This is a genomic window from Actinomycetospora lemnae (assembly GCF_028737315.1).
Lineage (GTDB): Bacteria > Actinomycetota > Actinomycetes > Mycobacteriales > Pseudonocardiaceae > Actinomycetospora > Actinomycetospora lemnae.
The window spans coordinates 104335-127998 of the sequence record NZ_JAQZAO010000009.1 but is presented as its reverse complement, the minus strand read 5'-3'; the positions used below and the strand labels follow the sequence as shown (position 1 = coordinate 127998).

The window sequence follows — 23664 nt, the reverse complement described above, 5'->3', positions numbered from 1 at the left end:
GTCCGCCCTGCTGGTCGCCTGGTCCCACGCGCTCGGGGTCAGCCGGCCGCGCTCGGGACCGTCACGGACAGGGGCTCGGCGGGGGCGGCACAGCACCCGCTGCCGGCGGCGGTCTCGGCCGCGGAGGTGTCGGCGTCGAAGAGCCCGGCGCCTCCGCAGACCCCGGTCTCGTTGAGGATCAGCTCCACCCGCGCGGCCGCCTCGTGGTCGCCGGCGAGCTCCGCGGCGATCGAGCGGACCTGCTCGTAGCCGGTGCGGGCCAGGAACGTCGGGGCGCGGCCGTAGGACTTCATGCCCGCGAGGTAGAGACCGCGCTCGGGCTGTCCGAGCTCGGCGGCCCCGTGCGGGTAGACCGTGCCGCACGAGTGCGCGTTGGGGTCGATCAGCGGAGCGAGGTCCCTGGGCGCCTGCAGCGTGGGATCCAGGTCGAGGCGGACCTCGGAGAGCCACGACAGGTCCGGGCGGAAGCCGGTCAGGACCACGACCTCGTCCACGCCCTCGACGCGCTGACCGTCGTCGGACACCAGGGCGAGCGTGCCGTCCGCGCCGGGCTCGACCCGCTCGGTGCGGAACCCGAACCGCGGCGTGACCAGTCCCGCGTCGACCGCCTCGGCGGCGCGCTGGCCGAGGGCGCCGCGCGCCGGGAGCTGGTCGGCGTCGCCTCCACCGAAGACCTGGCCGAACGAGCCGCGGCGCAGCAGCCACGACACCTCCGTGCCCGGCTCGGTGTGCACGAGGTCGGCGAAGGACGCCAGCGCGGTCAGCGCCGAGTGCCCGGAGCCCGCGACCACGATGTGGCGACCGGCGTAGCGGGTCCGCTCGGCCGGCACGGTCAGGTCCGGAACACCAGCCCGCACACGGTCGCCGACGGCCCGCTCTCCGACCGCGGGCAGCCCGTCGCCACCCAGCGGGTTCGCCGAGGTCCAGGTCCCGGACGCGTCGATGACGGAACGGGCGAGAATGCGCTGCTCTCCGGAGTCGGTGGCCACGTGCACCACGAGCGGCTCGCTGTCGCGGCCGGCGTCGACCACGCGATCACGACCGCGGCGAGCCACGCCGATCACCCGAGCTGCCGTCACCACTCTCGACCCGAGCGCCTCGGCGAGGGGTGCGAGGTAGCGCTCCACCCACTCGACGCCGTTCGGGTAGGTCTCCGGGTCCGGCGGGGTCCAGCCGTCCTTCTCCAGGAGCCGCTGGGCCGCCGGGTCGACGACCCACTCCCACGGCGAGAACAGCCGCACGTGACCCCACGCACGCACCGAAGCCCCGACCTGCTCGCCGGCCTCGAGCACCAACGGGTCCAGACCCTGCTCGAGCAGCTCGGCAGCCGCCGCCAGGCCCACCGGACCCGCTCCGACCACCACGATCGGCAGTTCCGTCTCGCTCATCACGGCCTCCATCGACGCACTTCGATCGAACGGCCGCAGAGTATCGAGGCGCGTCGATGGGTGCAACCATCGACGAGGATCGATAGACTCTGCTCATGACCGCGAGCTCGCCGCCCCTCGTCGCCTCGCCCGGGGGTGCGCGCGCGCAGCTCTCGGGCGACGATGCCGCGACCTACGCCCACTGGTTCGCCTGCCTCGCCGAGCCGGTCCGGGTGCGGCTCCTGCACGCCGTCGCGACCGCCACCGGGCCCGTGTCGGTCGGTCGTCTCGCCGAGCTCACGGGCATCAGCCAGGCGACGTGCTCCCACCACCTGCGCAAGCTCGCCGACACCGGCTTCCTCGTCCTGCGCCGCGAGGGCACCTCCACCCGGGTCAGCGTGAACCCCGCCTGCTGCGTCGGGCTCCCGCACGCCGCCGACGCGGTCTTGGGGCTGCTCGCACCCCGCCCGTGCTGCCCCGACGACGTTCCCGACGACGTCACCGTGCGCGCCATGGAGCCGAACGACTGGGACGCCGTCCTGCGCATCTACGCCGAGGGCATCGCGACCGGCGACGCCACCTTCGACACTGAGGTCCCCGACGCGGACACCCTCGACGCGACGTGGCTACCCGACCACCGGTGGGTCGCCGAGATCGACGGCCAGGTCGTCGGGTGGGCGGCGGCCGGCCCGACCTCGACCCGACCCGTCTACTCCGGGGTCGCCGAGACCTCGGTGTACGTCGGCGAGGCCCACCGACGGCGAGGCGTCGGCCGCGCACTGATCCACCGCCAGGTCACCGCGGCCGACGCCGCCGGCCTCTGGACCCTGCAGGCCACGATCTTCACCGAGAACCGCGCCGCCATCGCCCTGCACCACTCCGCCGGCTACCGCACCCTCGGCGTCCGCGAACGCATCGGCCAGCACCACGGCGTCTGGCGCGACATCGTCTTCCTCGAGCGCCGCCGCAGCGGTCAGGCTGCGTGACGCCACCCTGCGTCGTGGCCCTGGCAGTCGTCACACGCCCTGGAGCTGTATCTGGGCGAACGCGACGGCGTGCGGAACGCCGAGGGCCGGCCCGGCCATCGCCGTCATGCCCCGCACGAACGTCTCGGGGTCGAAGTCGCGGCCCAGCCCACGCAGGTACGCCTCGTGCGCACGGAGCGAGGCCACCCCGGGCTCGAGGGCGTCGGTGACGTCGACCGCGTGAGTGGGCTCGTTCGCGCCCATCACGTAGACGTGGCGCACCCCGTCCCACGGCGCGTAGCCCTCATCGAGCAACTCCGAGAAGATCCACCGGTTGCCGGCGTCGCGCGCGGCGTCCAGCACCGCGACGCCGACGGTCCGGTGATCGGCCTGGTTCAGGATGTGCTGCCCGCCGCCCATGCCGTAGGTCAACTCGAAGGTCGCGGTGACCAGCACCTCCGGACGGAACCGGCGAATCTCGCGGGCGATGTCGCGGCGCAGGTCCAGGCCACCCTCGACAACGCCATCGCGGTGTCCGAGGAAGGCCACGTCGTCCACCCCGACGAGTGCGGCACTCGCGACCTGCTCCTTCTGCCGCACCGGCCCAGCCTCGATCGGGTCGAGACCGTCGATCCCGGCCTCGCCGTCGGTGACGATGACGTAGGCGACCGACCGGCCGGCCCGGGTCCAACGCGCGATCGCGCTGGCCGCGCCGTACTCCAGGTCGTCGGGGTGGGCGACGATGGCCATCGCCCGACTCCAGTCCTCCGGCATGACCTGCAGCTGTCCGTCCATCGCGGAACCTCCGAAACGTCCTGTGATGCCGGTACTGACGACGACCCTCAGCGGAGGACGCAGCTGCGTCCCTCGCCCCGTCCTGCCGTCAGTAGCGGTGCACCACGGCGCCGGGACCCAACAGGGGCGACCCGGCCAGGTGCCGGAGACTAGGGAGGCCCGACCATGACCACCACCCGCGTCCAGCTCGCGCTCAACGTCACCGACCTCGCAGCCGCGACGACCTTCTACACGGCGCTGTTCGGCGTGCCGCCGCACAAGCGGCGCGAGGGCTACGCGAACTTCGCCGTCGAGGACCCGCCCCTGAAGCTGGTGCTGATCGAGAAGCCGGGAGACGGAGAGCACCTCAATCACCTCGGGGTCGAGGCCCAGACTCCCGAAGAGGTCACTGCGGCGTTGACCCGCTTCCGCGGCGCCGGGCTCGAGGCGACGCTGGCCGAGCAGGACGTGTGCTGCCACGCGGTGCAGGACAAGGTGTTCGTCACCGCTCCGGACACACCCACCGGCTGGTGGGAGTACTACGCGGTCACCGACGACTTGGCGGCCAATCCCGAGGGGGAGTCGACGTCGGTGTGTGCGGTTGCGTGCGAGGCGAAGGCCGCCGCTGCCGGTGGAATGTGCTGTAGCTGACGGCACCGGGTCGGGGTCCCGCCGTCAGCGGACCCCGGTCCGGGGTTCAGCCACACCGGCAGCCAGCCGGCCGGATGTAGTCCATCGGCGTGCCCTGCGCGTCGAGAGTCAGCTCGCAGCACCGACCGAGCAACTCCGCCAGCCGACGCCGGCCACGCTGCACCCGCGACTTCATCCCCGAGACCGACACGCCCTCGCGTCCGGCAGCCTCGACCTGGGTCAGCCCCTCCAGATCGGTCAGCTCCAACGCTCGGCGCTGCTCGGGCGGCAACCCCTCGAGCAGCGGCCGCATGCACACCGCCAGCTCCCGGAGAACCGTCGGGTCGTCCTCGTCGTCGACCTCGTTGGTGAGCTCGGCCGCGTCGTCGGGCAGCGCGCGCTCCCGGGCACGCTCTCGCTCGGCACGCCGGTACTCGTCCACGATCGCATTGCGAGTGATCCTGTAGACCCACCGCGTCAGATGCTCGTGATCCTCGACCCGACCGAGGTTGCGGTGGATGCGCAGCACGATCTCACCGAGAACGTCCTCCGCGCGCTGCGGATCGGCGACCCGCCGATGCACAAACGCACGCAGCTGCGCCCCGAACTCGCGCCAGACGTCCTCGCTCGTCCGGCTGCCCGGACCGGCCACAGGCTCGTGGGTTGATGTCGTCACGCCGACCCCCGTACATGGGTGCGGGATAGAGATGGACGGTCCCACAGACGACAGACCCGTCGAAAGGACGCAGGACCCGGCACTGAAGCAGCCCGTCGCAGGGCGACTACGTAGTCGATCGCCGAGCTCGAGCGGTCGGTGCTGGCGCGCCCGGCGGACGGAGCAGGAGTGCTGCAGCGCGCCAACTGGGACGACCACGTGGAGGTCCTCCAGGGGTCCGCGCGACGGCAGCAACCAGCGCGAACCACTGGGTAGACCAGATGGGTGCCCGTCCCATCCGCCTCGCCCCATCCCTCGTGGGCACGTGGCCTGGAGCGGGTGGCGCCGATGCTGGCCACGGCGGGGTCGGTACCTCCCGGTCCTGAGTGGGCGTTGGAGCTCAAGTGGGACGGGATGCGCGCCCTGGCCTATGTCGAGGGCCTGGACCCGGACAACGTGGTCCTCGTGTCGCGGGCCGGTCGCCGGGTGTCGCGCTCCTTTCCCGACGTCGCGCGGGCTCTCGCGGCGGTCGCCGGCGAGCGTCGGGTGGTGCTCGACGGGGAGATCGTCGTGCTGTCAGCGCCGTCGGCCGGTGCACCGGCGCGGCCGAGCTTCAACCGGCTGCAGCTGCGCATGGGCGTGCAGAAGCCGTCTCCGCAGCTCGTCGAGACGGCATCGGCCACCTTCGTGGCCTTCGACCTGCTGTGCTGCGACGACGAGCCGCTGCTCGACCTGCCATACCTCGAGCGACGGGCCCGGCTCGAACGGCTCGGCCTCGACGGGCACCGGGGCCTTGTCGTGTCCCCGGTGCTGGAGGGACTCGACGCGCAGACCGCGCTCGAGGTGGCGGGGAGCCACGGCATGGAGGGCATCGTCGCCAAGCGCCGCGACGCGCCCTACCGGCCAGGCCGCTCGCACGCCTGGGTCAAGACGCCGCTGTGGCGCACGACCGAGGCCGTGATCGGTGGGTGGGCCGAGGGCCGCGGCCGCCATGCCGGCGCCGTGGGCGCCGTCCTTCTCGGACTTCCCACGCCCGCAGGCTGCCTGCGCTACATCGGCCACGTCGGCACCGGCCTGCGCGACACCGAGCGCGACCAGCTACACGTCCAGCTCGCCGATGCCGAGACCGCCGACAGCCCCTTCGACGGTCCTGTACCTGAGCAACGAGCCGCCCGATGGACCCAGCCGACGCTGGTGGCCGAGGCCCGCTTCCGGTCCTGGTCCGACGACGGGGTCCTGCGGCACTCCTCCTGGCGAGGGCTGCGCCTCGACCGCCAGCCCGACGACCTGCCCGGTGGTCTTCCGGCCGCTGATCGAGGGGACGCCGCTCCTCCGGGACACCGCTGGCACAACAGCCGGGGCTAGAGCGGGTGGTCGGTGACATCGCGGCGGCTCACCGGGCTCTCGTAGCCCGCGGGTAGCGGGCCGCGGAACCGCGGCGCCGGATCCCGGATCGGGTCGTGCACCAAGCGGTCTGCGGCGCGGGCGGCCTGTTCCCACACCCGCGGCGACCGCGGGCGCTCGCGCCAGTCCTCGGCGACGGCCTCGAGCAACGCGCCCACCGCATCCGCGGACTCGCGGTCGAGACCGGCGAACCCGCCCGGCCCGCGCTCGCGCACCACCGAGGCGGCGTCGACCATCAGTTCGGCCTCGAGCCGTCGCTGCTCGCGGCGACGGAGGTCGGCTGGATGCGCCACATGCACCTCCTGGACAGGACGAAAGAGCGTCCGTCCGCGGGGGAAGCGCGGCGACGACGTTCAGCGTGGCACGAGGTACCGATGCTGGTCCTGCACGATCCGGCCCTTGCTCGCCGAGTCAGCGAATCGGCCGCGGCTCCCGCAGCGAGCGAGGCGCACCTACCGCCCACCACGGGTGAGTAACGAGGGCTCCTCAAGGCCGGGCGGCCCAGGCGCCTGCGGCGCGAGATCGACGCCGCTGCGCGGCGGCCGGCGCTGGAGGGCCCCGGGAGCTTGATCGGGCCGCCCCTCCCGTTCAAGGGCGCTCCGCTGCGCTACGCGTCGCTGCGCGACCGGACTGCGTCCGGCCCTTGACCGCGAGCCTCATGGGGCAAGCCGAGCGAGTTCGACAGGCTCGGTGGCGGTAGCCGCCGCCCGGTGACCACTCCGCGAGCCTGGAGCCCCGACTCCTGCGTGGAGAACGTGGCCCGGGCGGTGGTCGGAAGGACGTGGACCGCTGAAGGGATGGCGTGCCCGGTGCGGAGTGGCGCCGTGAGCACTCGACCATGAGGCCGCGGGCAGTCCTTCCGCCGCTACTGGACCGGAATCAAGCGGAGGGGAGCGACAGGGTGCTGTTCGTCGGTGACGACTGGGCTGAGGACCACCACGACGTGGAGCTGCAGGACGCCACGGGCCGACGGTTGGCGCGGGCCCGGCTGCCGGAGGGGCTGGCCGGGGTCGCGCGGTTGCACGAGCTCATCGCCACCGCCCTGCCCGAGCACGATGACGCGGCGAGCGGTGAGCTCGGCGATCCAGGCCGGGTGTGGGTCGGGATCGAGACCGATCGGGGTCCGTGGGTGCAGGCCCTGGTCGCCGCGGGTTATCGAGTGTTCCCGATCAACCCGCGGCAGGTTGCCCGATACCGGGAGCGGCACGGCAACGCCGGCGGGAAGAGCGACGTCGGTGATGCGCATGCGCTGGCGGACATGCTGCGCACGGACGGCCACCAGCTGCGCGCCATCTCCGGGGACAGCCCGCTCGCGGCCGGGGTGAAGGTCATGGCTCGGGCGCACCAGACCCTCATCTGGGAACGCGCCCGGCACGCGCTGCGGCTGCGCGCCGGGCTGCGGGAATACTTCCCGGCCGCGCTGGAGGCCTTCGACGAGCTCGCCGCCACCGACGCGCTCGAGCTGTTAGGCAAGGCCCCGGACCCGACCAGCGCGGCGAGGTTGACCCGCCCGCAGATCGAGGCGGCGCTGCGCCACGCGCACCGCCATGGGGTGAAGGATAAGGCCGTGGCGCTGCAGACGGCGTTGCGGACGCCGGGCCTGACCCAGCCGGCTGCGGTGGTGGCCGCGTTCGCCGCGGTCACCCGCGCGCTGGTCGCGGTCATTGCCGCGGTGAACACCCAGGTCGCCGTGCTCGAGCGGAGCCTGCGCGAGGCCTTCGACACCCACCCCGAGGCGGAGATCTACCGCAGCCAGCCCGGGCTCGGGCCGGTGCTGGCGACGCGGGTGCTGGCCGAGTTCGGCGACGACCCCGAGCGCTACGCGGACGCCCGCGCTCGCAAGAACTACGCCGCGACCAGTCCGATCACCCGCCAGTCGGGCAAGAAGAAGACCGTGGCGGCGCGGTTCGTGCACAACGATCGGCTCGTCGACGCGGTGGCCCGCCAGGCCCAAGGCGCTCTGGTCGTCTCGCCCGGAGCCCGGCGCTACTACGACGAGCTCCGCGCTCGCGGAGTTGGTCATTTCGCCGCTCTGCGACAGCTCGCCAATCGGCTGGTCGGGATCCTGCACGGCTGCCTCAAGACCGGCACCCGCTACGACGAGCAGATCGCCTGGCATCACCGACATCGCGCGGCGGCTGCATGACCGCGGGGCGCTACGAAGCGGCTCGACGCAATCAGGACGACGAGGACGAGTTCTCGGTTTCCTCGATGTTCTGGGTGTTCTCGCTGTCCTGGCCGATCTCGTCGCGGCGCTGGCGCTCGCGGTAGCCGTAGGCCGCGCGGCGCACGGCGTCCTCGCTGTCGAGTCCGGAGCCCAGCGCGCCGGCGACGGTGGCCAGGCCGGTGGCCAGCCAGGCGAGTACGAGGTGGTCGCCGAACGTGGGTGGACGGCCCAGGCTCGAGCCGAGCACCGAGGGCTCGAGGAAGAACAGGGACCCGAGCAAGGTGAGCACGTAGACCGCGGCGGACATGACCAGCACGCCGATGCTCAAGGTGAGCACCGTGGAGGCGTTGTAGAGCAGCGTCTCCTCGCGTTCGCCCGCGTCGCGGGCGCGTTCCCACAGATGGTGGGCGCCGATGATCCAGGCGACCATCAGCGCGACCGATACCAGGGTGGTCAGGACGAGCTTGCCCGCCCCGAGTCGGGTGGAGAGCAGCCAGATCGTCGAGGTGATGGTCAGGTAGGCGCTCGTTCCGAGGACGGCGGCCAGGGCGCTGCGCATGCCGAGGACAAGGCGCCAGGGCTGGTTGGTGCGCACCATGCCGGCCAGCAGGCGGGCGCGCCCGCGCCACGGCGTGGTCACGTAACGCCGCGTGTGCTCGCCCTCCCCGGCCTGGACGACGTGGACCGGTTGCAGCTGCCTCGCGGTCGCGCGTCCGAGCCGGTTCGGATGGTGCCGCCCGTGGTCGAGGCCTGCGTCGGCGGTGCCGGTGAGGTCGGCGACCAGGCGGACGATCGCGTGTCGCACCTCGTGGTGCTGCAGGAACGGGCCGAAGGCGGGCAGGGAGAGTCCGGCGACGCGGCGGTCGTGGTCGAGGTCGGCCAGGATCGGCTGGTCGCCGTGCTGCATCGGGAGGTCGGTGAGGTAGATCCCGATGTCCCAGTCGGTGTGGGTCGTCTGGTCGGCCACGGCGCCGAGGACCTCTTCGGGGTCCTGCACCGAGGCCGTGACCGGGTGGGTCATCGTGCGGACGTCCCATGTGGTCCCGCGGTCGACCCGCGCGGCGAGCTCGTCGGGCAGGTCCTCGACCAGCTTCGCCGCGACCTCCGCGGGAGTGTCGGGGTCGGCGAGCAGGCCCACCACCAGCGTGCGACGACCGGTCGCCCCTGGGCTCGGGCCCTGATCCTGTTCGACGTCGGTCATCGGTCCTCCTGACCGCACCCGCCGCCGGACGGGCTGCGGGGCGAGAGGATGAACGGCGCAGCCCGGACGGCAAACCCCGCCCGCGGTATCGACCTCGCCGCGGTCAGGGCCCCGGCGCTCAGGGCCGCGCGGCCACGACCTCAACGGGGCCGCCTGCGGCGGCGCTGCTCCTTCTTCGGGCCCGGAAGCTTGATCCGCCCGCCCCTCACCAGCAAGGGCCGCAGAACATCTTCGGGCCGCGCCATATCGATGGCCCTACGGCCGGCTACGTCTGATCGCCGGGCGCGGCCCGAAGATCTTCTGCTCTCCGACCCTTGCTGGTGAGCCTCCGCGGGCGGACGCGGCGCCCCCGGGGTGGAGGCACAGAACGCCTCCACCGCCAGGACACCGGGCCCGATCACGCGATCCGAGCACGGGGTCCGTCAGCACGGGCGACTTGACCGCGCGAGGCCAGGGATGTCTCCGCGGCCCGCTCGGCGCCCTTCGGGCGGTGGAGGCAGCAAGCGCCTCCGCCCACCGCCCCGGGGCCCACCAGCCCCGACCCCTCATCGGTCGGAGGCCACCATGACCACGCAGCCCAGCCAGGACCCGCGCACCGACAGCCGGACCGACGCCGACCTGCTCGCTGCCTACGTCAGCGGAGACGGCGACGCGCTCGGCGTGCTCGTCCACCGCTACCAGCGGGTGCTGCTGAGCCTCGTGCGCAACCTGGCGTGGTTCGAGCCGGACCCCGAGGCCGTGGTGCAGGAGGTCTGGTTGCGCGTGCTGCAGAGCGCGGCCACGTTCTCCGGCCAGGCCAAGGTGTCGACCTGGCTGCACCGCATCACCGTCAACGAGGCCATCACGGCAGCCCGACGCCGTCGAACCCGCCCGGTGACCCCGGTCGGCGAGGTGTTCGGCAGCTTCGACCTAGCCGACCGCAACGACCCGGCCGACCCCGCACAGCCGGTCGTCGACCGCGAGCACGCGGCTGCGCTGCTGCCCGACCTGCTCGCGCAGCTACCCCGGGACCAGCGCCTGGTGCTCGAAGTGCTGCACCTCGACGGGCTCACGAACGAGGAGGCCGCTCAGTTGCTCGGCGTGGCCGTGGGCACCATCAAGTCGCGAGCGCACCGCGCCCGAGTAACTATCGTCGCGCACCTTGCGACAAGGGCTCGCGCGGACGCTGGGGCCGATCTATGACGGCCGCTCGCCGTTCCCACCTGCTCCGCGGCGGTGGGAACGGCGAGCTCGCGGGCAACGTCAGACCATCATGACCACCCGCCACACCAGCACGCGCTCCATCGACGACGTCGAGGGCGGCGCCGCCGGCGGCGGCTCTCGGGATGCGGTAGGGCGACTGTTCGCTGCCGCCCTCGAGGGCGACTGCCACGCCGAAGCCGCCCTGCACCTGTTGGGCGGCTTCGACGACACCGCGCGTCGTGCGTCCTGGGCGCTACTTCGCGCCAACCGAGACCCCGCCCAGCCCACCCCGCCCGACCTACTCGCGAGTATCGACCGCACCTTGGCGGCGCTCCGCGACCGTCAGCGCTCGTCGTGAGGCCCCAAGTGACCGTTGCGCTGGCGGTGGTGACCGGTTCAACGGAGTCCTGCTGATCCAACGCCGCGACGGCCTCCCGCCGGTCGCGTTCCCGGGGGGCAAGGTCGAGCTCGGCGAGACCGTCGAGCAGGCCGCGGTCCGGGAGACCGACGAGGAGACTGGTCACCGCGTTCGAACGGTGCGCGTCCTCGGTCGACGCGTCCATCCCGTCACGGGCATGCCATCGCCTACGTCGCCGCTGAGCTTCGCCAGCTTCGGTGCGCGTCCAGGTGATGGAGTACGTCGACCACGGAGACGGTGCGGGCTCGCGACCCGTGGCAACCATCCGGACGCGGTAGATCAGTTAGCGACGTGGCACGCCCTGTGGCACGAGACGAGAGTTACGGCGATGTCGAGGAGCACCGAGTGACACGCCGCGAGGACATCGTTGCTGGTGAAGGCCTTGGTCAACCGGGCCGCCCATCTTTGCAAGCTGGTGCTCAGCTGCGGATCTCCCCGCGCAACGCGTCGCCGTTGCGTCCTGCGATCACCCAGGACGTGCGCGAAACGACCGATTTCGATCTATTCGGTGGGGGTGGGTGCCGGTCATGACGCACGAGATGGGTGGCGGGCCTGGCGACTTCGACGCCCTGCGGAGGCAGTCGATGAGGCCGTGGACCCGCCCGGGCCGCTGGAGTGGGACCGGGTGCCGCGAGCCGTGTGGTTCGGGGCTGACCACGACCCCGACGCTCCGGCACCTCGAGACGTTGTTGATCGGGCATCTCCGCGGCGTCCCGACGACTATGATTCGGGCTAGGTCTTGTGAGACGTCTCGGCCTGCCCCGACGCATCGCGGGAGCCGCTCGGCGTGTCCGGAGAGCAATGGCGTTGAGCGCTCGGGCTCCGGGAGGCTTCGCGCAAATGACGTTCCCGGATGCGCGCCTTCACAACGGAATGGTTCGACAGCTTCGGTAGTTCGCCGAGGTCGCTCTAGCGCACGTCGGCGGTGGCCATCATGCCGGCGTCCTCGTGGTCCAGGACGTGGCAGTGATAGACGCTTCGGCCGGGATGGGCGGTGAAGGGGATGCGGAGTCGCGCCCACCCTTGGGCGGGGACGAGGACGACGTCCTGGAGGGTGCCGGTGGGTGGTGTCCCGGCGCTGGTGGCGAGGACTTCGAAGGGCCAGACGTGCAGGTGGAACGGATGAGCCATCGGGGTCGGGTTGGTGATCGTCCATTCCTCGATCGAGCCGAGAGCGACGGATTGGTCGGTCCGGGCGGGATCGTAGGGTCGGCCGTCGATCGCGAAGGTCATCCCGGTCCCGGGACCGTTCCCGCCCATTCCCCCGCCCATTCCCCCGCCCATTCCCCCGCCCATTCCCATCGTGAAGGCGATCTGACGGCGACCGGTGATCGGCCCGCTGGGGGAGTCTCCGGAGGTCGGAGTCGCAGGAAGGGCTGCAGGGTCGGTCTCGGCGCCGGTGACGGTGAAGGTGGCCAGGGTCGTGGCGGACGTGGCGTTGACGCCGCCGGGGTTCATGCCCATGGCGGTGGTGCCGCGGTCGTCGGGTTCGGCGCGCAGGGCGTAGGTGCCGGGTCGGGTGGGCCGGACGAGGACGTCGGCGCGGTTGCCGGGAGCGAGCAGGACGCGGTCGCGGACGGCGGGCGCGGGCAGGTAGGCGCCGTCGAGCGCGATCTGGGTGAGGGCGTGGTCGTCGAGGCGCAGCGCCAGTGCACGCGAGCTGCACGCGTTGATCACCCGCCAGCGGTGGACATCCCCGGCGGCGGCGTCGATGACGGGTTGGTGCTGGCCGTTGACCAGGAGCAGCTCGCCCTGGCGGCCGGCCATGCGCTGCATCGCATCGGGAGCGACGACGCCGCCGTCGGCGTCGAGGGTCGTGTCGGTGACGAGGACGGTGTGTTCGGCGCCGACGGGCGGCTCGTCGCCGCCGTCGACGATGAGGGCGCCGGCGAGGCCGCCGAAGAGCTGGTCGGCGACGGTGCCGTGGTGGTGGGGGTGGTACCAGAAGGTGCCGGTGGGGTGGTCGGACGGGATGGCGATCCGGTAGTCGAAGGTCGCGCCGGGGTCGATCCGGAGGAAGGGGTTGTCGGAGTTGCCTTCGGGGGAGACGCGCAGCCCGTGGGTGTGCAGGTTGGTGGGCTGGTCGAGTTCGTTGCGCAGCCGCAGCGCGATTTCGTCGCCGGGACGTACCCGCAGGGTCGGGCTGGGCGAGGAGCCGTTGTAGCCCAGCGCTCGGGTGCGGTGTCCGGCCAGCACGGTCCCCACGCCGGCGGTGAGCTCGAGGGCCAGCCGACCGCCGGCGCTGCGCACCGGAGGCGGGTCGCGCAGCGGTTGGCCGGTGACGGGCTCCAGCCGGTCACCGTCGCTGGTAGTGGTGATCCATCCCGTGGTGCCGGCGGCGACGGCGGCGGCGCCCAGTCCCATCAACCCCAGGGCAGCGCGCCGGCTCATCCGGGGCCCGCGAGAGGGGTGGCTCATGACAGCTGGTCGCGTCGGCGCTGGTATTCGGCGTCGTCGATCTCGCCGCGGGCGTAGCGCTGGTCGAGGAGCTCGCGGGCGGTGGACCCGGAGCTCGCGACCCCGCGCTGACGGCTGAGGGCGATGACGCCGACGGCGAGCACGATCAGCCCGATGATGATCAAGGTGGGCCACAGCCAGCCCAGCATGCTCATCGGACCCATCATGGTGGTTGCTCCTTTCGGGAGATGGGTGCGCTGTGGTGCGCCCGGGAGTCCGGTCACGGAGTACGTCGGTGCCACCGCGGCCGGAGACGGCGCCGGTCGGTTCAACTGCTGCCGGTCTCGGTGGGTCGGCCAGACTCGCTCCAGCCGCTGGTTCCGCCGGTGACGGACACGGCGTCGACGTCGGCCTCGATGAGCTGCTGGACGGCTTGCGCGCTGCGCCCGGACTGGCACACGACGTGGACGGGCCGATCGGACGGGACGTCGCCCAGCCGCTGGTCGAGCTCGGGCAGCGGGATCAGCGTGGCGCCCGGGATGTGGGCGTCGGCGTACTCGTCGGGGTTGCGCACGTCGAGCACGCGTCCGCCGGAGGCGAGGTGGCGGTCGAGCTCGTCGATCGTGGTCTCAGGAGTGTTCTCGGGGGTGGTCATGCGAGGTCCTTTCGGGGTTCCGGTGAGTGATCAGGTGAGCAGGTCGACGACGGTGTCGGTCGCGATGCCGGCGGCGACGAGGAGCACGAGCACGGCGAAACCGCGGCGCAGGGTCTTGGCGCGGAGCCGCCGGGCGAGGTGCCCGGCGGGCAGGGACGAGACGATCGCGGCGAGGGCGAAGGTGCCGATGACGGCCCAGTTTATCGGGGGCCCGCTGCCGGTGGGGGCGGTGAGGTACGGGATGAGGCCCGCGACGGCGTTGATGGTGACCACTACTAGGGGAGGTGGCGACCGCGGTGGGTGTGCGCAGGCCGAGCGCGACGATGAGTGCGGGGACCAACAGGAAGCCGCCACCGACCCCGAGCAGGCCGGTCAGGAAGCCGACGGCCAGCCCGGTCAGGACGGCCCGGGGCAGGCAGCGCCGCCAGGCCACACCGCCTCCGGGTAGCTCGCAGACCCCGCCGCCCTGGCCGGTGCCGCGCAGCATGCGCACCCCGGCGGCCACCATGATCGCGGCGAAGGCGAGCATGAGCCACTGCTGGTCGAGGTGGCGGTTGACCACGCCGCCGGCCAGAGCGGTGGGGATGCCGGCCGCCCCGATGATCGCCGCGAGGCGCCAGGCGACCTCGTGGCGGGCCCGCGGGGCGACCGCGACCGCGGAGGCGGTACCGATGACCACCAGCGACGCGGGCACGGCGGCGGCCAGAGGCAGTCCCAGGCCGTAGACCAGGGCGGGGACGGCGAGGATGCCCCCGCCGCCGCCCACCAGGCCGAGCAGGGCCCCGATGACCAGCCCGAACACCGCGGCGAGCACGGCGGTCAGGGCCATCGTCATCGCCTCCGGGGCCTCGAGGTGGAGACGTCGTCGAGCTGGGTGAGGCTCTCGGTGGCGGTGGGTTCCGGGGTGGCCTGGTTGAACGGCAACCGCGAGAGCAGCCGGCCCATCGCGCAGGTGTCCGAGAGCGCGGAGAAGGTCAGGCCGGCGCCGACACCGGTGGTGAGCAGCCGTGCCCTCGGCGAGAGGTAGCGCCCGGCACCGAGTCCGACGAGCACGAGGGACCCGGCGACGAGGCGGACCTGGCGCTCCAGGGCCCAGGTGCGGCGTCCGCGTACGACCTCGCCGCCGGCTGCCGTGTACGCCAGTACCCCGCCGTCGAGCACGCGGGCGTCGTCAAAGCCGGCCGCGACCAGGCGCCGGCGGGCCTGCTCGGCGCGGACCCCGGACTGGCAGACCAGCACGACCGGCGCGCCCCCGTCCGGCGTGCCCTCGTCCGGCGTCCCGGACGGCCGGGGCGTGCCGAGCTGACGGACCAGCTGCTCGGTGTGCTCGGACAGGATGGGCAACGGCACGTGGTAAGAGCCGCGGATGTGCAGCGCTTCGTACTCGGCGGCGCTGCGCACGTCCACGACGAGAGGTGCAGCAGAGCGCTCGGCGCCGCTGTCTGGTCGCATCCAGGTGGTCAGCGTCGGAGCAGTCAGCGTCTCCGGGGTGGCGGAGGCGGCCATGGGCAAACGGTTTCCTCTCGGTAGATGCTCGGTGAAGACGCTTGGTGGTGATGACGGACCGGAGTGCTCCGCCGGCTGGAGGGCGGCCCGGTTGTACCGGGCCGCCCTCGCCGCGCCTGAACGCGGAGGGTCTGCGGGCTCCGGCTGATCCGGACGGGCCTACTGGCCGTCGGTGGTGATGGGCAGGTCGGCGTCGGCGGCGTTGGCCCACTCGTCGTTGATCACGACGAGGTGTCGGTCCTTGTCGTCGCCCGAGGCGAGCAGCGAGGCGGCGATCGACGCGCGGTAGCCCGAGCCGCAGTAGACCCAGACCTCGCCCTGGGTGGGGACCTCGTCGCGGCCGGCGGGGAGTTCGTGCAGCGGGATGTGCACCGAGCCGCGGACGCCGCCGCCGGCGCGCTCGCCGTCGGTGCGGGCGTCGATGACGAACACCTGGTCCGGCTCGCGCTCGGCCAGCCCGGCGAAGTCCGACACCGGGTAGGACTCGAGGCCCTGCCCGTCGGCGAGCTCGTCGATGCTGCCGGTGGCGGCGGCCATGCGGTCGATGCCGATGCGCACGAGCTCGCGCTGGGCGTCGGCGATCTGCTCGGGTGTCTCCCCGATCAGGGTCAGTTCCTGGTCGAAGGGGAACAGCCAGCCCAGGTAGGTCACGAACGGCTGCGCGAGCTGGAAGGACAGCGACCCGGGCAGGTGCCCGGCGGCGAACGCGGTGCGGTCACGCAGGTCGGCGACCCACTGTCCGGCTTCGAGGCGACGCCGCAGCTCGGTGGTGTCGACCTGTTCGGGTGCGGAGAGGTCGGCCGGGGCGGGGCCGGCGGCGTTGGTCGGGCTCATGCGGGCGTAGTAGGCGGGGTAGGCGCCGAGCCCGGCGATGAGGTCGTCGACGAACTGCTGCTCGTCCTTGGTCAGCGCGGGGTTGGCGTCGGCCTCCTCGCCGATGGTGGAGCTGTCGGCGCCGGAGGCGGGGGTGCCGGCGCAGAAGCTGCCGAACCCGTGTGTCGGGTACACCGCGGCCTCGGCGGGGAGCTCGTCGACCAGGCGGCGCACGGAGTGGTACTGGGCGTGGGTGAGCTGGTCGGTGTCGTCGGGGGAGACCAGGTCGGTGCGCCCGGTGGTGCCGTAGAGCAGCGAGCCCCCGGTGAACACCGCCGCCACGGCGCCCGACTCGTCGGCCAGCGCGTAGGACAAGTGGTGGTGGGTGTGCCCGGGCGTGGCGATCGGGCGCAGCCGCATCGATCCGACGGCGATCTCGTCGCCGTCGGAGACCGGGGTCCGCTCGAAGCTGACCTCGTCGCGGGCATCCACCAGGTACGCGGCGCCGGTGCGCTCGGCCAGATCGAGGCCGCCGGTCAGGTAGTCGTTGTGGATGTGGGTCTCGGCGACGTGCGTGACCTGCACGCCCAGCTGCTCGACCAGCTCGGTGACGCGGTCGATGTCGCGTTGCGGGTCGACCACCAGCGCGACCTCGCCGTCGTGGGCCAGGTAGCTGCGGTCGCCCAGCCCGGGGGTGGCGATCGTCTGGATATCGATCATGGTGTTTCCCTACCCGGTAGGGTATCTCCTACCGATGCGTCGGTCCTGGTGCGGGAGGACGCGAGCCGGCGGCGGTCAGGCCAGCGAGAGGAACAGGCGTTCCATCTCGGCGACGTCGACCGCGCGCTCGCCCTCGTCGTTCTCGGTCATGCAGTGCCGCAGGCCAGTCGCGATGATCTTGAAGCCTGCCTTGTCCAGGGCGCGAGCCGCGGCGGCGAGCTGGGTGACCACGTCCTTGCACTCGCGTCCGTCCTCGATCATGCGGATGATCCCGCTGATCTGGCCCTCGACCCGGCGCAGCCGGCTCACCACGTCGCTCAGCTCGCTGGCTTGCACCTGCATGGCCGTCTCCGTCTCTGGACATCCCCACGGTGGGTCCATGGGCTTGCCCCTCGCACAACGAAGGTACCCCCAGGGGTATTTCGCCTACGCTGTGACCCCGACCACCCGGACCGCAAGCAGGAGGTGCATTCACTGTGCAGATCGCCCACACCATCGAGGTCGACCTCGACCACCAACAAGCCATCGACGCCGTCACCGCCGCACTCGGCGAGCAGGGCTTCGGCGTACTGACCACCATCGACATCAAGGGCGCCCTCGCCGCCAAGCTCGGCGAGCAGATCGACGACTACACCATCCTCGGCGCGTGCAACCCGCAACTCGCCCACGCCGCCATCTCCGCCAGCCCCGAGGTCGGGCTCCTGCTGCCGTGCAACGTCACCGTCCGTCGTGTCGGCGACCGGACCGTCGTCCAGGCCGTCGACCCCGCTTCCCTGCTCAGCATGGCCACCGACGGCGAAGCCGACCTCGGCGACGTCGCCGCCGACGCCGGCAAGCGACTCCGAGCCGCGCTCGACACCCTGACGTCGTAGCTTTCGATGTGACCGGAACAGGCCAGACGGGCATTCAATGCCTGGTGAGGACATTCTTTACGTCTTCAAGCAGGAGGTCGAGTGAGCGTCAGGCTAGATCTTGGGGCCGGACGATGCCGAGGAGGCGTCCGTCGGGGTCGGTGACGATGGCGTAATGCAAGCCCTTCTCGGTGAGACGGGCATGGGTGGACTCCGCGAGCTCGTGTGGTCGCAGTGTTGAGGGGCCGGGCTCCATCACGGCGGCTGCGGTGGAAGAGTCGCTGGTGTTTTCTAGATGGCTGGCGCGGAGCCGGCCGATTAGGACACCGGACTCGGTGACCAGCGCGACGGAGTGCGGAGACGCGGCGACCCGACTGCGTACATCCGCGATGGCCTCTTCGGGTGCGGCTGCGACCACATCGTCAAGAAGGAATCGCCCAATGGTCGGAGCGTTGGGCTCAGTGCCTTCAATGGGAAGGTTTCGCGCCAGCCAGTCGACCTTTCCGGGCATGTAATCGTAGACCTGAGTGAACCCGAGCGTCTGGAGCCGGCACGCGGCTCGTGGGCTCATGTCTCAAAGACCGTCCCAGCAATAGACGACGACAGGCTGATCGCGGTCCAGGTCAGCGGTCGTGGCCTCATCGAGGTGCTTGAGTGGAATATTGACCGCACCGGGCAGGTGCATCTCAGCGTACTCCTCGGCCGGGAGCACCTCGACCAGCTGCGCGCCCTGGTCAAGCAACTGTTGTAGCTCCGGGTACTGAACTGCCTTCACCGCTGGCTGTCCCTTCTGTCTCGTGTCGTAGCCGTCTTCATGTGCGGCTGGTGGCCAAGTAGCCACCACGCGGTTTCGTTGACCGCTGCAACGGCCAGCCCGAAGGCCAGATGGGCTGCGAACCCACGAAGGTGAGTCGCAAGGGGGTACTCCAGGTTTGGCGCGGAGAACCCGAAAGCGGGAGTCATCAGCTCATCGGCAACGAGGCTCATTGCCGAACCGGTGACCAACGCCGCGGTTACCGGACCTTGTGCGGCCGCTCGGCGTAGCAGCATGTAGACGGGCGCCCAGGACACGGCTAAGCCGTAGTGCAAGACCAGCGCGGCGCGGTCGAGCTGCGCGTCGTGGAGATGCAGCCCGGACAACGAGGCGAGCTTCTCGGCGGCGATGCGGTACGGCGGGCCGGGCCGAGCTGCGTCCTCGCGGGCCCGATCGGCGACGGACTCTGGTTCGTACAACTTCTGCGACACGGGGTCCATAGCTTTAGTTCCGACATAGCCGCTCAACGCGGCCAAGGCGATGCCCTCGGCGGCGGCAACTGGTCGTGGGCTACGCCTCCGCATCGTTAGTCTCCACCGTTCCGCGTCGTCGGAGCATCTCCAAGACCCAGCTGTCCGGTGGCGCGCCGCTCAGCCCGGACGGGCCGGCGTAGAGGCGGCAGCTCAGGCCGTAGTCGCGGCGCTCGTCGGAGCTGGGGTCGACGTCCCGACCATCGATGCGGACCGTCGGCGATCCGAGGAACTCCTCGCGCTGCGCCTGCGTCGGGTCCGCGATGAGCCGTACCTGTACCGGCTCGTTCACCCCAGCATCGGCGACGAGCTGCCGCAGTCGAGGCAGGTATGTCGCGGCGTTCGGGCACTCCTCGGTATGCAAGAGCTCGATCGTCATCCAATGTCTCCATTAGCGTCCGCGGCCGGAGCAAGTAACAGGCCGAAAGAGAAGCGAGCGATCTCGAGCGCCTGGTCTTGGCCGAGCACCAGCCCGGTCAGGTCTGATCGGCCGTCAAGATGAGCCTCGGCGCCGTGTCGAGTCCCGTGGAAGGTGATTGCCGGGCACAAGCACTCGGCGGCAACGCCGCACTCCGCGGACTGGGCCAGCAGCACGACCGTCTCCGCCGGAGCCCAACGCCAGCTGCCGCCGGTGCACTCGACTCGGATCGGCTGTCCATCGAGCGGATCGGCCGACTCGATGACCCCGTCTCGCCCTGCCAACATCGGGATACCCAGGGCGTCGATCGCGCACATCGCCTGCAGCGCGGGATCGGCGTCGACGCGCACGGTGTGCCCGGTGATGCGGCCGGCGAACGGGTAGGCCACGACCACTCGCCCGTCCGCGTCCAGGTGTACCAAGTCGACCTCGTCAAGCAGGGCCAAGGCCTCGTCCACGTCGATCCCGCACGATTCCGGTAGATCACGACGACGGGGAGGTTCGTCGCTGCTCAGGAACGCGCGAAGCACCATGCGGTGCACCTCCTGCGTCGCGGGCGGCAGGGCGCGCTGCCGGGCGACGACGCCGCTCCCGTCGCTGTCGCACAGCGATTCGATTCTCAGCGGTCCGCTGGCGGCGGTCATCGGTCTACCTCCTTGTCGCTGTCGCCGCTGATGTCGGCCAAGATCGGGCAGTCCCGCCGATCCCGGGGCTGATCGCAGGTCTCCACCAGCCGCGCGAGACCTGCGCGAATCGCCTCCAGGTCCGCGATCCGGCCCTCCAGGTCCGCGATCTTGGAGGTCGCCAGGTGGCGAGCGGCCTCACAGCGGTCGGGACCGCCCTCGGCCAGCTCCAGCAGGGACTTGACCTCATCGAGGGCGAAGCCGAGGGCTTGGGCGCGCTTGATGAACCGCACCAGCCGAACGGCTTCCGATCCGTACGAGCGGTATCCCGACGAGGATCGTGCCGGGTCTGGCAGCAGCCCTCGTCTCTCGTAGTACCGCAACGTCTGCGGGTTGACCCGCGCTTCGGCGGCTACCTCGCTCGTCCGCATGCCCCCGAGGATGGACCCTGTACCCAGGTACGAGGTCAAGTCGCCCCTCGAACACCTTCGGCGAGGGTCGACACATGGCCAAGCACACCTCATGCCGAGGAGGTTCCGGCGATCGCGATGGATCACTGCCGGGGCACCCTCGGGGGCACACGAAGCCTCGACGAGCCGGAAGACACCCCAGAACCCACGAGAAGGTCAACAACCAGCTCAGCGCCCGTATTGTCTCGGTAGGCTTGTTCACCCGCACCTTTGAACTCGGTCCGGCTTACAGGCCGCTTCGGCAGGGATCTCGACAAGGACCCGCCCGCGACGCATGATCGACTACATGACTGCGAGTCTGACGCGACTGTGAGCAGCGCAGGCAGCATCGCCGTTGTGTAGGTCAGCCTGAGCAGCAGCGACGACCGCAGTGTGCGTGAGCCCGCGTTCCTTAATCCGGAGATCGAGCGTTCGAATTCGAGTGCGGCGTGCAAACGACAGCTCGCCGTCCGCGAGACACGCTCACCAGGCCCTCCGCTTTGAGGGCGGCGAGGGCGCGGTGGGCGGTGCCGACGGCGACGGTGTTGGCGACGGCGATCTCGGCGACCGTGGGGAGCTCGGCACCAGGCTGCAGGGCTCCCGAGCGAATCTGCTCCCGCAGCGCTTCGGCGATGTCCTCATACGGGCTGCGTCGGACTGTTGCTTGTGGGACCGGGCGGGGGAGGACCGTTGCCATGGTGGTGGCTGCTCGACGGTCGGCTTCGTCGACCCAGGCGGCGTAGACCTTGAGCGTGGTTGCGCCGCCGCTGCCGTGTCCGAGGCGGCCGGCGACGGTGCGAATGTCGACCCCGGCCGCGACGAGCTCGGTGGCCGAGTAGTGCCGCAGCGAGTGCAGGCGCGTGCTGCGCAGTTTGAGCCGCAGGGCGAGCCGGCGGTAGCGCTGGCTGATGGCTCGAGGCAGGTAGGGCGTCGCACCATCGGGAGCGGGGGAGAAGACGAAGCTGTCGGGGCTCAGAGAGACCCCGAACTGCTCGCAGCGCTCGCGCCACCGCTCGCGGTGCGCCTGCAGGAGCTCGACGGTGCGCTCGTCGAGAGCGACCTTGCGCCGCTGGTTCGTCTTGGTGCTCTTCTCCTTGAGCCCGGCTTTCGTCTGGGCGTTGGCCTGGTGCACCCACAGGAGCCCACGGTCGAAGTCGATGTGCCGCCAGCGCAGCGCCGAGACCTCGCCACGACGCGGGCCCGTGAGCATCGTCAGCCAGAGCAGCAGGCCCCACTCTGGGTCGGCCCACGCCGCATTGAGCAGCCGTGCCGCCTCGTCGGCGCTGGGCGGGTCCGGCTCGGTGCGACGCGGAGCCGGCGCCTCGGCCATGGCCGCCTTGTTCACCCCGAGGTGGCGCCAACGCACGGCCCGGTCGAGCGCGCCGCGGATGATGTAGTGCACCTTGCGCGTGGTGCTCGTGCTCAGCGGGCGGCAGACGTGGCCGCCACGCGCCTTGCCGTTGCACGACAGGACCCGGCAACGGTGGAGCCGAGCGTAAGAGCGCTCGAGGAGCTCGGCGTCCAACCGTCCCGCCGGCAGGTGGCCGAAGGTTGGGAGCACGTAGAGGCGGATCAGGTCGTCGTAGCGCTCGCGGGTGGTGTCCTCGAGCTCGACGACCTCGAGCCACTGCTCCACGGCTCGCCGCACTGTGATCTCGGACTTGGGGTGCTGGTCCTCGTCGACCTGGCGCTGCAGGCGTGTCAGGGCCTTCTCGGCCTCCGCGTAGGTGCCCACCGTCTCGCGCAGGCGGCGCGGACGACCCGTCAGCGGGTCGGTGCCGGCGTAGACCCACGCGCGGTGGGAGCCGCTCGGCAGCTGCTCGATCCAGCCCCGGCGGCGGCGTGTGCGAGGTGGCATGGGGTGAGAGTAGGAAGCGTTCGTCCCACGACTCGTCCCACGCGGACTCGGGCCGGTAACGGCCCATAGACGTTTTCGCTGGTCAGCGGGTGGTGCCCCCGGCAGGATTCGAACCTGCGCTCCCGCCTCCGGAGGGCGGTGCTCTATCCCCTGAGCTACGGGGGCGAACCGTGGATCAGCCTAGCGCACGGGCGGGTGAGCACCGACGCTCGGGTGATGGCACACGCAGAGATCCACCAGGACCGCACCGTCGACGCCGCGGACCTCGCCGCGCTGTCCGGGCGCACCATCGCCGTCCTCGGGTTCGGCAACCAGGGCGCGGCGCAGGCGGCGAACCTGCGCGACTCGGGGCTCGCGCCGGTCGTCGGCAACCGGGAGGACGAGTACGTGGCGGGCGCGCGCGAGCAGGGCTTCGACGTGCGCTCGATCGCCGAGGCGGCCGCGGCCGCGGACATCGCCCTGCTGCTCGTGCCGGACGAGGTGCAGCCGGACCTGGTGCGCGACGAGGTGGCGCCGGGGCTGCGCGCGGGGGACACCCTCGTCGTGGCCAGCGGCTACAACTGGCACTTCGGGCTGCTCGCGGTGCCCGACGGCGTGGACGTGGTCATGGTCGCGCCGCGGATGATCGGCGCGGCGGTCCGCGACCGTTACGTCGACCGGCACGGCTTCCCGTGCTTCGTCTCGGTGGAGCGGGACGCCACGGGGCACGCGTGGGACACCACGCTCGCGGTCGCCCGGGCCATCGGGGGCACGCTGGGCGGCGCGATCGTCTCCAGCGCGCGGGAGGAGGCGGCGCTCGACCTGTTCAGCGAGCAGGCCGTGTGGCCGGCGATCCTCGACGTCGTGCGCACCGCCCACCGCGTCGCTGTCGAGGCCGGGTTCAGCGAGGAGGCGGTGCTCAACGAGCTCTACCTGTCCGCCGAGCCCGCGGAGGTGTTCGCCCACGTCGCCCGCGAGGGGTTGTTCGGGCAGCTCGGGCTGCACTCGCGCACCTCGCAGTACGGGCAGCTGCGCTCGCTCGCGGCGCTCGACGAGCAGGGCGAGCTGGCCCGGCGCTTCACCCGCGTGATGCACGACGACATCCTGTCCGGGGCCTTCGCGCGCGAGTGGAGCCGTCCCGAGGCCGGCGAGCAGCTCGAGGCCCTGCACCGCGAGGCCGCCGCGAGCCCGATCGCCGCCGCCGAGGCCGAGGTGCGGGCGCGGCTGGGGACGTAGATCACGGATCGGGTGACGAAGCCCCGCACATCTGCGGGGATTCGTCACCCGGATCGCGATCATGCGGACCACCGCGGCACGAGCCGGCGGATTTCCTGGCGTCCGGTGTCAG

General features: G+C 71.6%; 28 protein-coding genes, 1 tRNA gene and 1 pseudogene. 9 read left to right on the top strand and 21 right to left on the bottom strand.

Going from position 1 to position 23664, the window contains the following annotated elements:
• Positions 1–38: 38 nt before the first annotated feature.
• Positions 39–1388, bottom strand: a complete 1350-nt coding sequence (locus PGB27_RS20630) for an FAD-dependent oxidoreductase (protein WP_274202277.1) — start codon at positions 1386–1388, stop codon at positions 39–41.
• A gap of 95 nt (positions 1389–1483) precedes the next feature.
• Here PGB27_RS20630 and PGB27_RS20625 point away from each other — a divergent pair, with 95 nt between their 5' ends.
• Complete coding sequence (locus PGB27_RS20625) at positions 1484–2353, top strand: helix-turn-helix domain-containing GNAT family N-acetyltransferase (RefSeq protein ID WP_274202276.1); 870 nt, start codon at positions 1484–1486, stop codon at positions 2351–2353.
• A gap of 30 nt (positions 2354–2383) precedes the next feature.
• Here PGB27_RS20625 and PGB27_RS20620 read toward each other — a convergent pair whose 3' ends face one another.
• Entirely contained in the window at positions 2384–3127 is a 744-nt protein-coding gene (locus PGB27_RS20620) for a PIG-L deacetylase family protein (RefSeq protein WP_274202275.1), read from the bottom strand.
• Between the two features lie 165 nt (positions 3128–3292).
• On the opposite strand from PGB27_RS20620, the gene PGB27_RS20615 reads away from it, so the two are divergent.
• Entirely contained in the window at positions 3293–3757 is a 465-nt protein-coding gene (locus PGB27_RS20615) for an ArsI/CadI family heavy metal resistance metalloenzyme (RefSeq protein WP_274202274.1), read from the top strand.
• A 46-nt stretch (positions 3758–3803) separates the two neighbouring features.
• Here PGB27_RS20615 and PGB27_RS20610 read toward each other — a convergent pair whose 3' ends face one another.
• The gene (locus PGB27_RS20610; RefSeq protein WP_274202273.1) at positions 3804–4412 is read right to left on the bottom strand and encodes a sigma-70 family RNA polymerase sigma factor; all 609 of its coding nucleotides are present in this window, start codon (positions 4410–4412) and stop codon (positions 3804–3806) included.
• A gap of 327 nt (positions 4413–4739) precedes the next feature.
• On the opposite strand from PGB27_RS20610, the gene ligD reads away from it, so the two are divergent.
• Complete coding sequence (gene ligD, locus PGB27_RS20605) at positions 4740–5756, top strand: non-homologous end-joining DNA ligase (protein WP_274202272.1); 1017 nt, start codon at positions 4740–4742, stop codon at positions 5754–5756.
• On the opposite strand, the gene PGB27_RS20600 is transcribed toward ligD, so the two are convergent.
• Positions 5753–6088, bottom strand: coding sequence for a hypothetical protein (locus tag PGB27_RS20600; RefSeq protein WP_274202271.1), 336 nt, complete (start codon positions 6086–6088; stop codon positions 5753–5755). The genes ligD and PGB27_RS20600 overlap by 4 nt on opposite strands.
• Before the next feature lie 608 nt (positions 6089–6696).
• Here PGB27_RS20600 and PGB27_RS20595 point away from each other — a divergent pair.
• A complete protein-coding gene (locus PGB27_RS20595) occupies positions 6697–7941 on the top strand; it encodes an IS110 family RNA-guided transposase (RefSeq protein ID WP_274202270.1) in 1245 nt (414 codons plus the stop codon).
• 31 nt (positions 7942–7972) lie between these two features.
• Here the strand turns inward: PGB27_RS20595 and PGB27_RS20590 are convergent, their stop codons facing one another.
• Positions 7973–9163, bottom strand: coding sequence for a hypothetical protein (locus PGB27_RS20590; RefSeq protein ID WP_274202269.1), 1191 nt, complete (start codon positions 9161–9163; stop codon positions 7973–7975).
• 564 nt (positions 9164–9727) lie between these two features.
• Here PGB27_RS20590 and PGB27_RS20585 point away from each other — a divergent pair.
• From PGB27_RS20585 to PGB27_RS20575, 3 genes are all read left to right on the top strand, one after another.
• Entirely contained in the window at positions 9728–10345 is a 618-nt protein-coding gene (locus tag PGB27_RS20585; RefSeq protein WP_274202268.1) for an RNA polymerase sigma factor, read from the top strand.
• A gap of 70 nt (positions 10346–10415) precedes the next feature.
• Entirely contained in the window at positions 10416–10703 is a 288-nt protein-coding gene (locus tag PGB27_RS20580; protein WP_274202423.1) for a hypothetical protein, read from the top strand.
• Positions 10585–11112, top strand: coding sequence for an NUDIX hydrolase (locus PGB27_RS20575; RefSeq protein ID WP_274202267.1), 528 nt, complete (start codon positions 10585–10587; stop codon positions 11110–11112). The genes PGB27_RS20580 and PGB27_RS20575 overlap by 119 nt, the downstream gene beginning before the upstream one ends.
• A 560-nt stretch (positions 11113–11672) precedes the next feature.
• Here PGB27_RS20575 and PGB27_RS20570 read toward each other — a convergent pair.
• The 8 genes and pseudogenes from PGB27_RS20570 to PGB27_RS20535 all read right to left on the bottom strand — a co-directional run bounded on the left by PGB27_RS20570 (position 11673) and on the right by PGB27_RS20535 (position 17196).
• The gene (locus PGB27_RS20570) at positions 11673–13127 is read right to left on the bottom strand and encodes a multicopper oxidase family protein (RefSeq protein WP_274202266.1); all 1455 of its coding nucleotides are present in this window, start codon (positions 13125–13127) and stop codon (positions 11673–11675) included.
• A 50-nt stretch (positions 13128–13177) separates the two neighbouring features.
• On the bottom strand, positions 13178–13375 hold the full coding sequence (locus tag PGB27_RS20565; RefSeq protein ID WP_274202265.1) for an SHOCT domain-containing protein: 198 nt from the start codon (positions 13373–13375) through the stop codon (positions 13178–13180).
• Between the two features lie 113 nt (positions 13376–13488).
• Complete coding sequence (locus PGB27_RS20560; protein WP_274202264.1) at positions 13489–13815, bottom strand: rhodanese-like domain-containing protein; 327 nt, start codon at positions 13813–13815, stop codon at positions 13489–13491.
• A 30-nt stretch (positions 13816–13845) separates the two neighbouring features.
• Positions 13846–14088, bottom strand: coding sequence for a hypothetical protein (locus tag PGB27_RS20555; protein WP_274202422.1), 243 nt, complete (start codon positions 14086–14088; stop codon positions 13846–13848).
• Positions 14089–14155: 67 nt separating this feature from the next.
• Positions 14156–14644, bottom strand: a pseudogene (locus PGB27_RS20550) (TSUP family transporter); the annotation flags it as partial.
• Between the two features lie 2 nt (positions 14645–14646).
• Positions 14647–15321, bottom strand: a complete 675-nt coding sequence (locus PGB27_RS20545; RefSeq protein ID WP_274202263.1) for a rhodanese-like domain-containing protein — start codon at positions 15319–15321, stop codon at positions 14647–14649.
• Positions 15322–15480: 159 nt separating this feature from the next.
• The gene (locus PGB27_RS20540) at positions 15481–16854 is read right to left on the bottom strand and encodes an MBL fold metallo-hydrolase (protein WP_274202262.1); all 1374 of its coding nucleotides are present in this window, start codon (positions 16852–16854) and stop codon (positions 15481–15483) included.
• 75 nt (positions 16855–16929) lie between these two features.
• Positions 16930–17196 carry a metal-sensitive transcriptional regulator gene (locus PGB27_RS20535; protein WP_274202261.1) on the bottom strand — a complete coding sequence of 89 codons (267 nt, stop codon included), beginning with the start codon at positions 17194–17196 and terminating at the stop codon, positions 16930–16932.
• 134 nt (positions 17197–17330) lie between these two features.
• On the opposite strand from PGB27_RS20535, the gene PGB27_RS20530 reads away from it, so the two are divergent.
• Positions 17331–17726 (top strand): DUF302 domain-containing protein, encoded by a 396-nt coding sequence (locus tag PGB27_RS20530; protein WP_274202260.1) that lies wholly within the window; start codon positions 17331–17333, stop codon positions 17724–17726.
• Positions 17727–17814: 88 nt separating this feature from the next.
• Here PGB27_RS20530 and PGB27_RS20525 read toward each other — a convergent pair whose 3' ends face one another.
• From PGB27_RS20525 to PGB27_RS20490, 8 genes are all read right to left on the bottom strand, one after another.
• Positions 17815–18276: a CBS domain-containing protein gene (locus tag PGB27_RS20525; protein WP_274202259.1), complete on the bottom strand. Its 462-nt coding sequence runs from the start codon at positions 18274–18276 to the stop codon at positions 17815–17817.
• Positions 18277–18279: 3 nt separating this feature from the next.
• Positions 18280–18480: a rhodanese-like domain-containing protein gene (locus tag PGB27_RS20520; RefSeq protein ID WP_274202258.1), complete on the bottom strand. Its 201-nt coding sequence runs from the start codon at positions 18478–18480 to the stop codon at positions 18280–18282.
• A complete protein-coding gene (locus tag PGB27_RS20515) occupies positions 18477–18959 on the bottom strand; it encodes a DUF1440 domain-containing protein (RefSeq protein ID WP_274202416.1) in 483 nt (160 codons plus the stop codon). The genes PGB27_RS20520 and PGB27_RS20515 overlap by 4 nt, the downstream gene beginning before the upstream one ends.
• Positions 18960–19029: 70 nt before the next feature.
• Positions 19030–19368, bottom strand: a complete 339-nt coding sequence (locus PGB27_RS20510; RefSeq protein WP_274202257.1) for a DF family (seleno)protein — start codon at positions 19366–19368, stop codon at positions 19030–19032.
• Positions 19365–20051 (bottom strand): organomercurial lyase, encoded by a 687-nt coding sequence (gene merB / locus PGB27_RS20505; protein ID WP_274202256.1) that lies wholly within the window; start codon positions 20049–20051, stop codon positions 19365–19367. Before merB ends, PGB27_RS20510 begins: the two co-directional genes overlap by 4 nt.
• The gene (locus PGB27_RS20500; RefSeq protein ID WP_274202255.1) at positions 20048–20461 is read right to left on the bottom strand and encodes a MerR family DNA-binding protein; all 414 of its coding nucleotides are present in this window, start codon (positions 20459–20461) and stop codon (positions 20048–20050) included. Before PGB27_RS20500 ends, merB begins: the two co-directional genes overlap by 4 nt.
• A 430-nt stretch (positions 20462–20891) precedes the next feature.
• Positions 20892–22337: a tyrosine-type recombinase/integrase gene (locus PGB27_RS20495; protein WP_274202254.1), complete on the bottom strand. Its 1446-nt coding sequence runs from the start codon at positions 22335–22337 to the stop codon at positions 20892–20894.
• Between the two features lie 90 nt (positions 22338–22427).
• Positions 22428–22502: transfer RNA gene (locus tag PGB27_RS20490), tRNA-Arg, on the bottom strand.
• A 51-nt stretch (positions 22503–22553) separates the two neighbouring features.
• Here PGB27_RS20490 and PGB27_RS20485 point away from each other — a divergent pair.
• A complete protein-coding gene (locus PGB27_RS20485) occupies positions 22554–23552 on the top strand; it encodes an NAD(P)-binding domain-containing protein (protein ID WP_274202253.1) in 999 nt (332 codons plus the stop codon).
• Positions 23553–23664: the final 112 nt, after the last annotated feature.

What these genes read in the sequence shown, in the direction of transcription:
- PGB27_RS20500 (WP_274202255.1), bottom strand. Translation starts at nt 20,461, where the DNA reads ATGCGGACGAGCGAGGTAGCCGCCGAAGCGCGGGTCAACCCGCAGACG.
- PGB27_RS20535 (WP_274202261.1), bottom strand. Translation starts at nt 17,196, where the DNA reads ATGCAGGTGCAAGCCAGCGAGCTGAGCGACGTGGTGAGCCGGCTGCGC.
- merB (WP_274202256.1), bottom strand. Translation starts at nt 20,051, where the DNA reads ATGACCGCCGCCAGCGGACCGCTGAGAATCGAATCGCTGTGCGACAGC.
- PGB27_RS20570 (WP_274202266.1), bottom strand. Translation starts at nt 13,127, where the DNA reads ATGGGACTGGGCGCCGCCGCCGTCGCCGCCGGCACCACGGGATGGATC.
- PGB27_RS20515 (WP_274202416.1), bottom strand. Translation starts at nt 18,959, where the DNA reads ATGGACCCCGTGTCGCAGAAGTTGTACGAACCAGAGTCCGTCGCCGAT.
- PGB27_RS20485 (WP_274202253.1), top strand. Translation starts at nt 22,554, where the DNA reads ATGGCACACGCAGAGATCCACCAGGACCGCACCGTCGACGCCGCGGAC.
- PGB27_RS20620 (WP_274202275.1), bottom strand. Translation starts at nt 3,127, where the DNA reads ATGGACGGACAGCTGCAGGTCATGCCGGAGGACTGGAGTCGGGCGATG.
- PGB27_RS20630 (WP_274202277.1), bottom strand. Translation starts at nt 1,388, where the DNA reads ATGAGCGAGACGGAACTGCCGATCGTGGTGGTCGGAGCGGGTCCGGTG.
- PGB27_RS20560 (WP_274202264.1), bottom strand. Translation starts at nt 13,815, where the DNA reads ATGACCACCCCCGAGAACACTCCTGAGACCACGATCGACGAGCTCGAC.
- PGB27_RS20615 (WP_274202274.1), top strand. Translation starts at nt 3,293, where the DNA reads ATGACCACCACCCGCGTCCAGCTCGCGCTCAACGTCACCGACCTCGCA.
- PGB27_RS20510 (WP_274202257.1), bottom strand. Translation starts at nt 19,368, where the DNA reads ATGACGATCGAGCTCTTGCATACCGAGGAGTGCCCGAACGCCGCGACA.
- PGB27_RS20580 (WP_274202423.1), top strand. Translation starts at nt 10,416, where the DNA reads ATGACCACCCGCCACACCAGCACGCGCTCCATCGACGACGTCGAGGGC.
- PGB27_RS20565 (WP_274202265.1), bottom strand. Translation starts at nt 13,375, where the DNA reads ATGAGCATGCTGGGCTGGCTGTGGCCCACCTTGATCATCATCGGGCTG.
- PGB27_RS20525 (WP_274202259.1), bottom strand. Translation starts at nt 18,276, where the DNA reads ATGAGCCCACGAGCCGCGTGCCGGCTCCAGACGCTCGGGTTCACTCAG.
- ligD (WP_274202272.1), top strand. Translation starts at nt 4,740, where the DNA reads ATGCTGGCCACGGCGGGGTCGGTACCTCCCGGTCCTGAGTGGGCGTTG.
- PGB27_RS20540 (WP_274202262.1), bottom strand. Translation starts at nt 16,854, where the DNA reads ATGATCGATATCCAGACGATCGCCACCCCCGGGCTGGGCGACCGCAGC.
- PGB27_RS20590 (WP_274202269.1), bottom strand. Translation starts at nt 9,163, where the DNA reads ATGACCGACGTCGAACAGGATCAGGGCCCGAGCCCAGGGGCGACCGGT.
- PGB27_RS20585 (WP_274202268.1), top strand. Translation starts at nt 9,728, where the DNA reads ATGACCACGCAGCCCAGCCAGGACCCGCGCACCGACAGCCGGACCGAC.
- PGB27_RS20495 (WP_274202254.1), bottom strand. Translation starts at nt 22,337, where the DNA reads ATGCCACCTCGCACACGCCGCCGCCGGGGCTGGATCGAGCAGCTGCCG.
- PGB27_RS20545 (WP_274202263.1), bottom strand. Translation starts at nt 15,321, where the DNA reads ATGGCCGCCTCCGCCACCCCGGAGACGCTGACTGCTCCGACGCTGACC.
- PGB27_RS20625 (WP_274202276.1), top strand. Translation starts at nt 1,484, where the DNA reads ATGACCGCGAGCTCGCCGCCCCTCGTCGCCTCGCCCGGGGGTGCGCGC.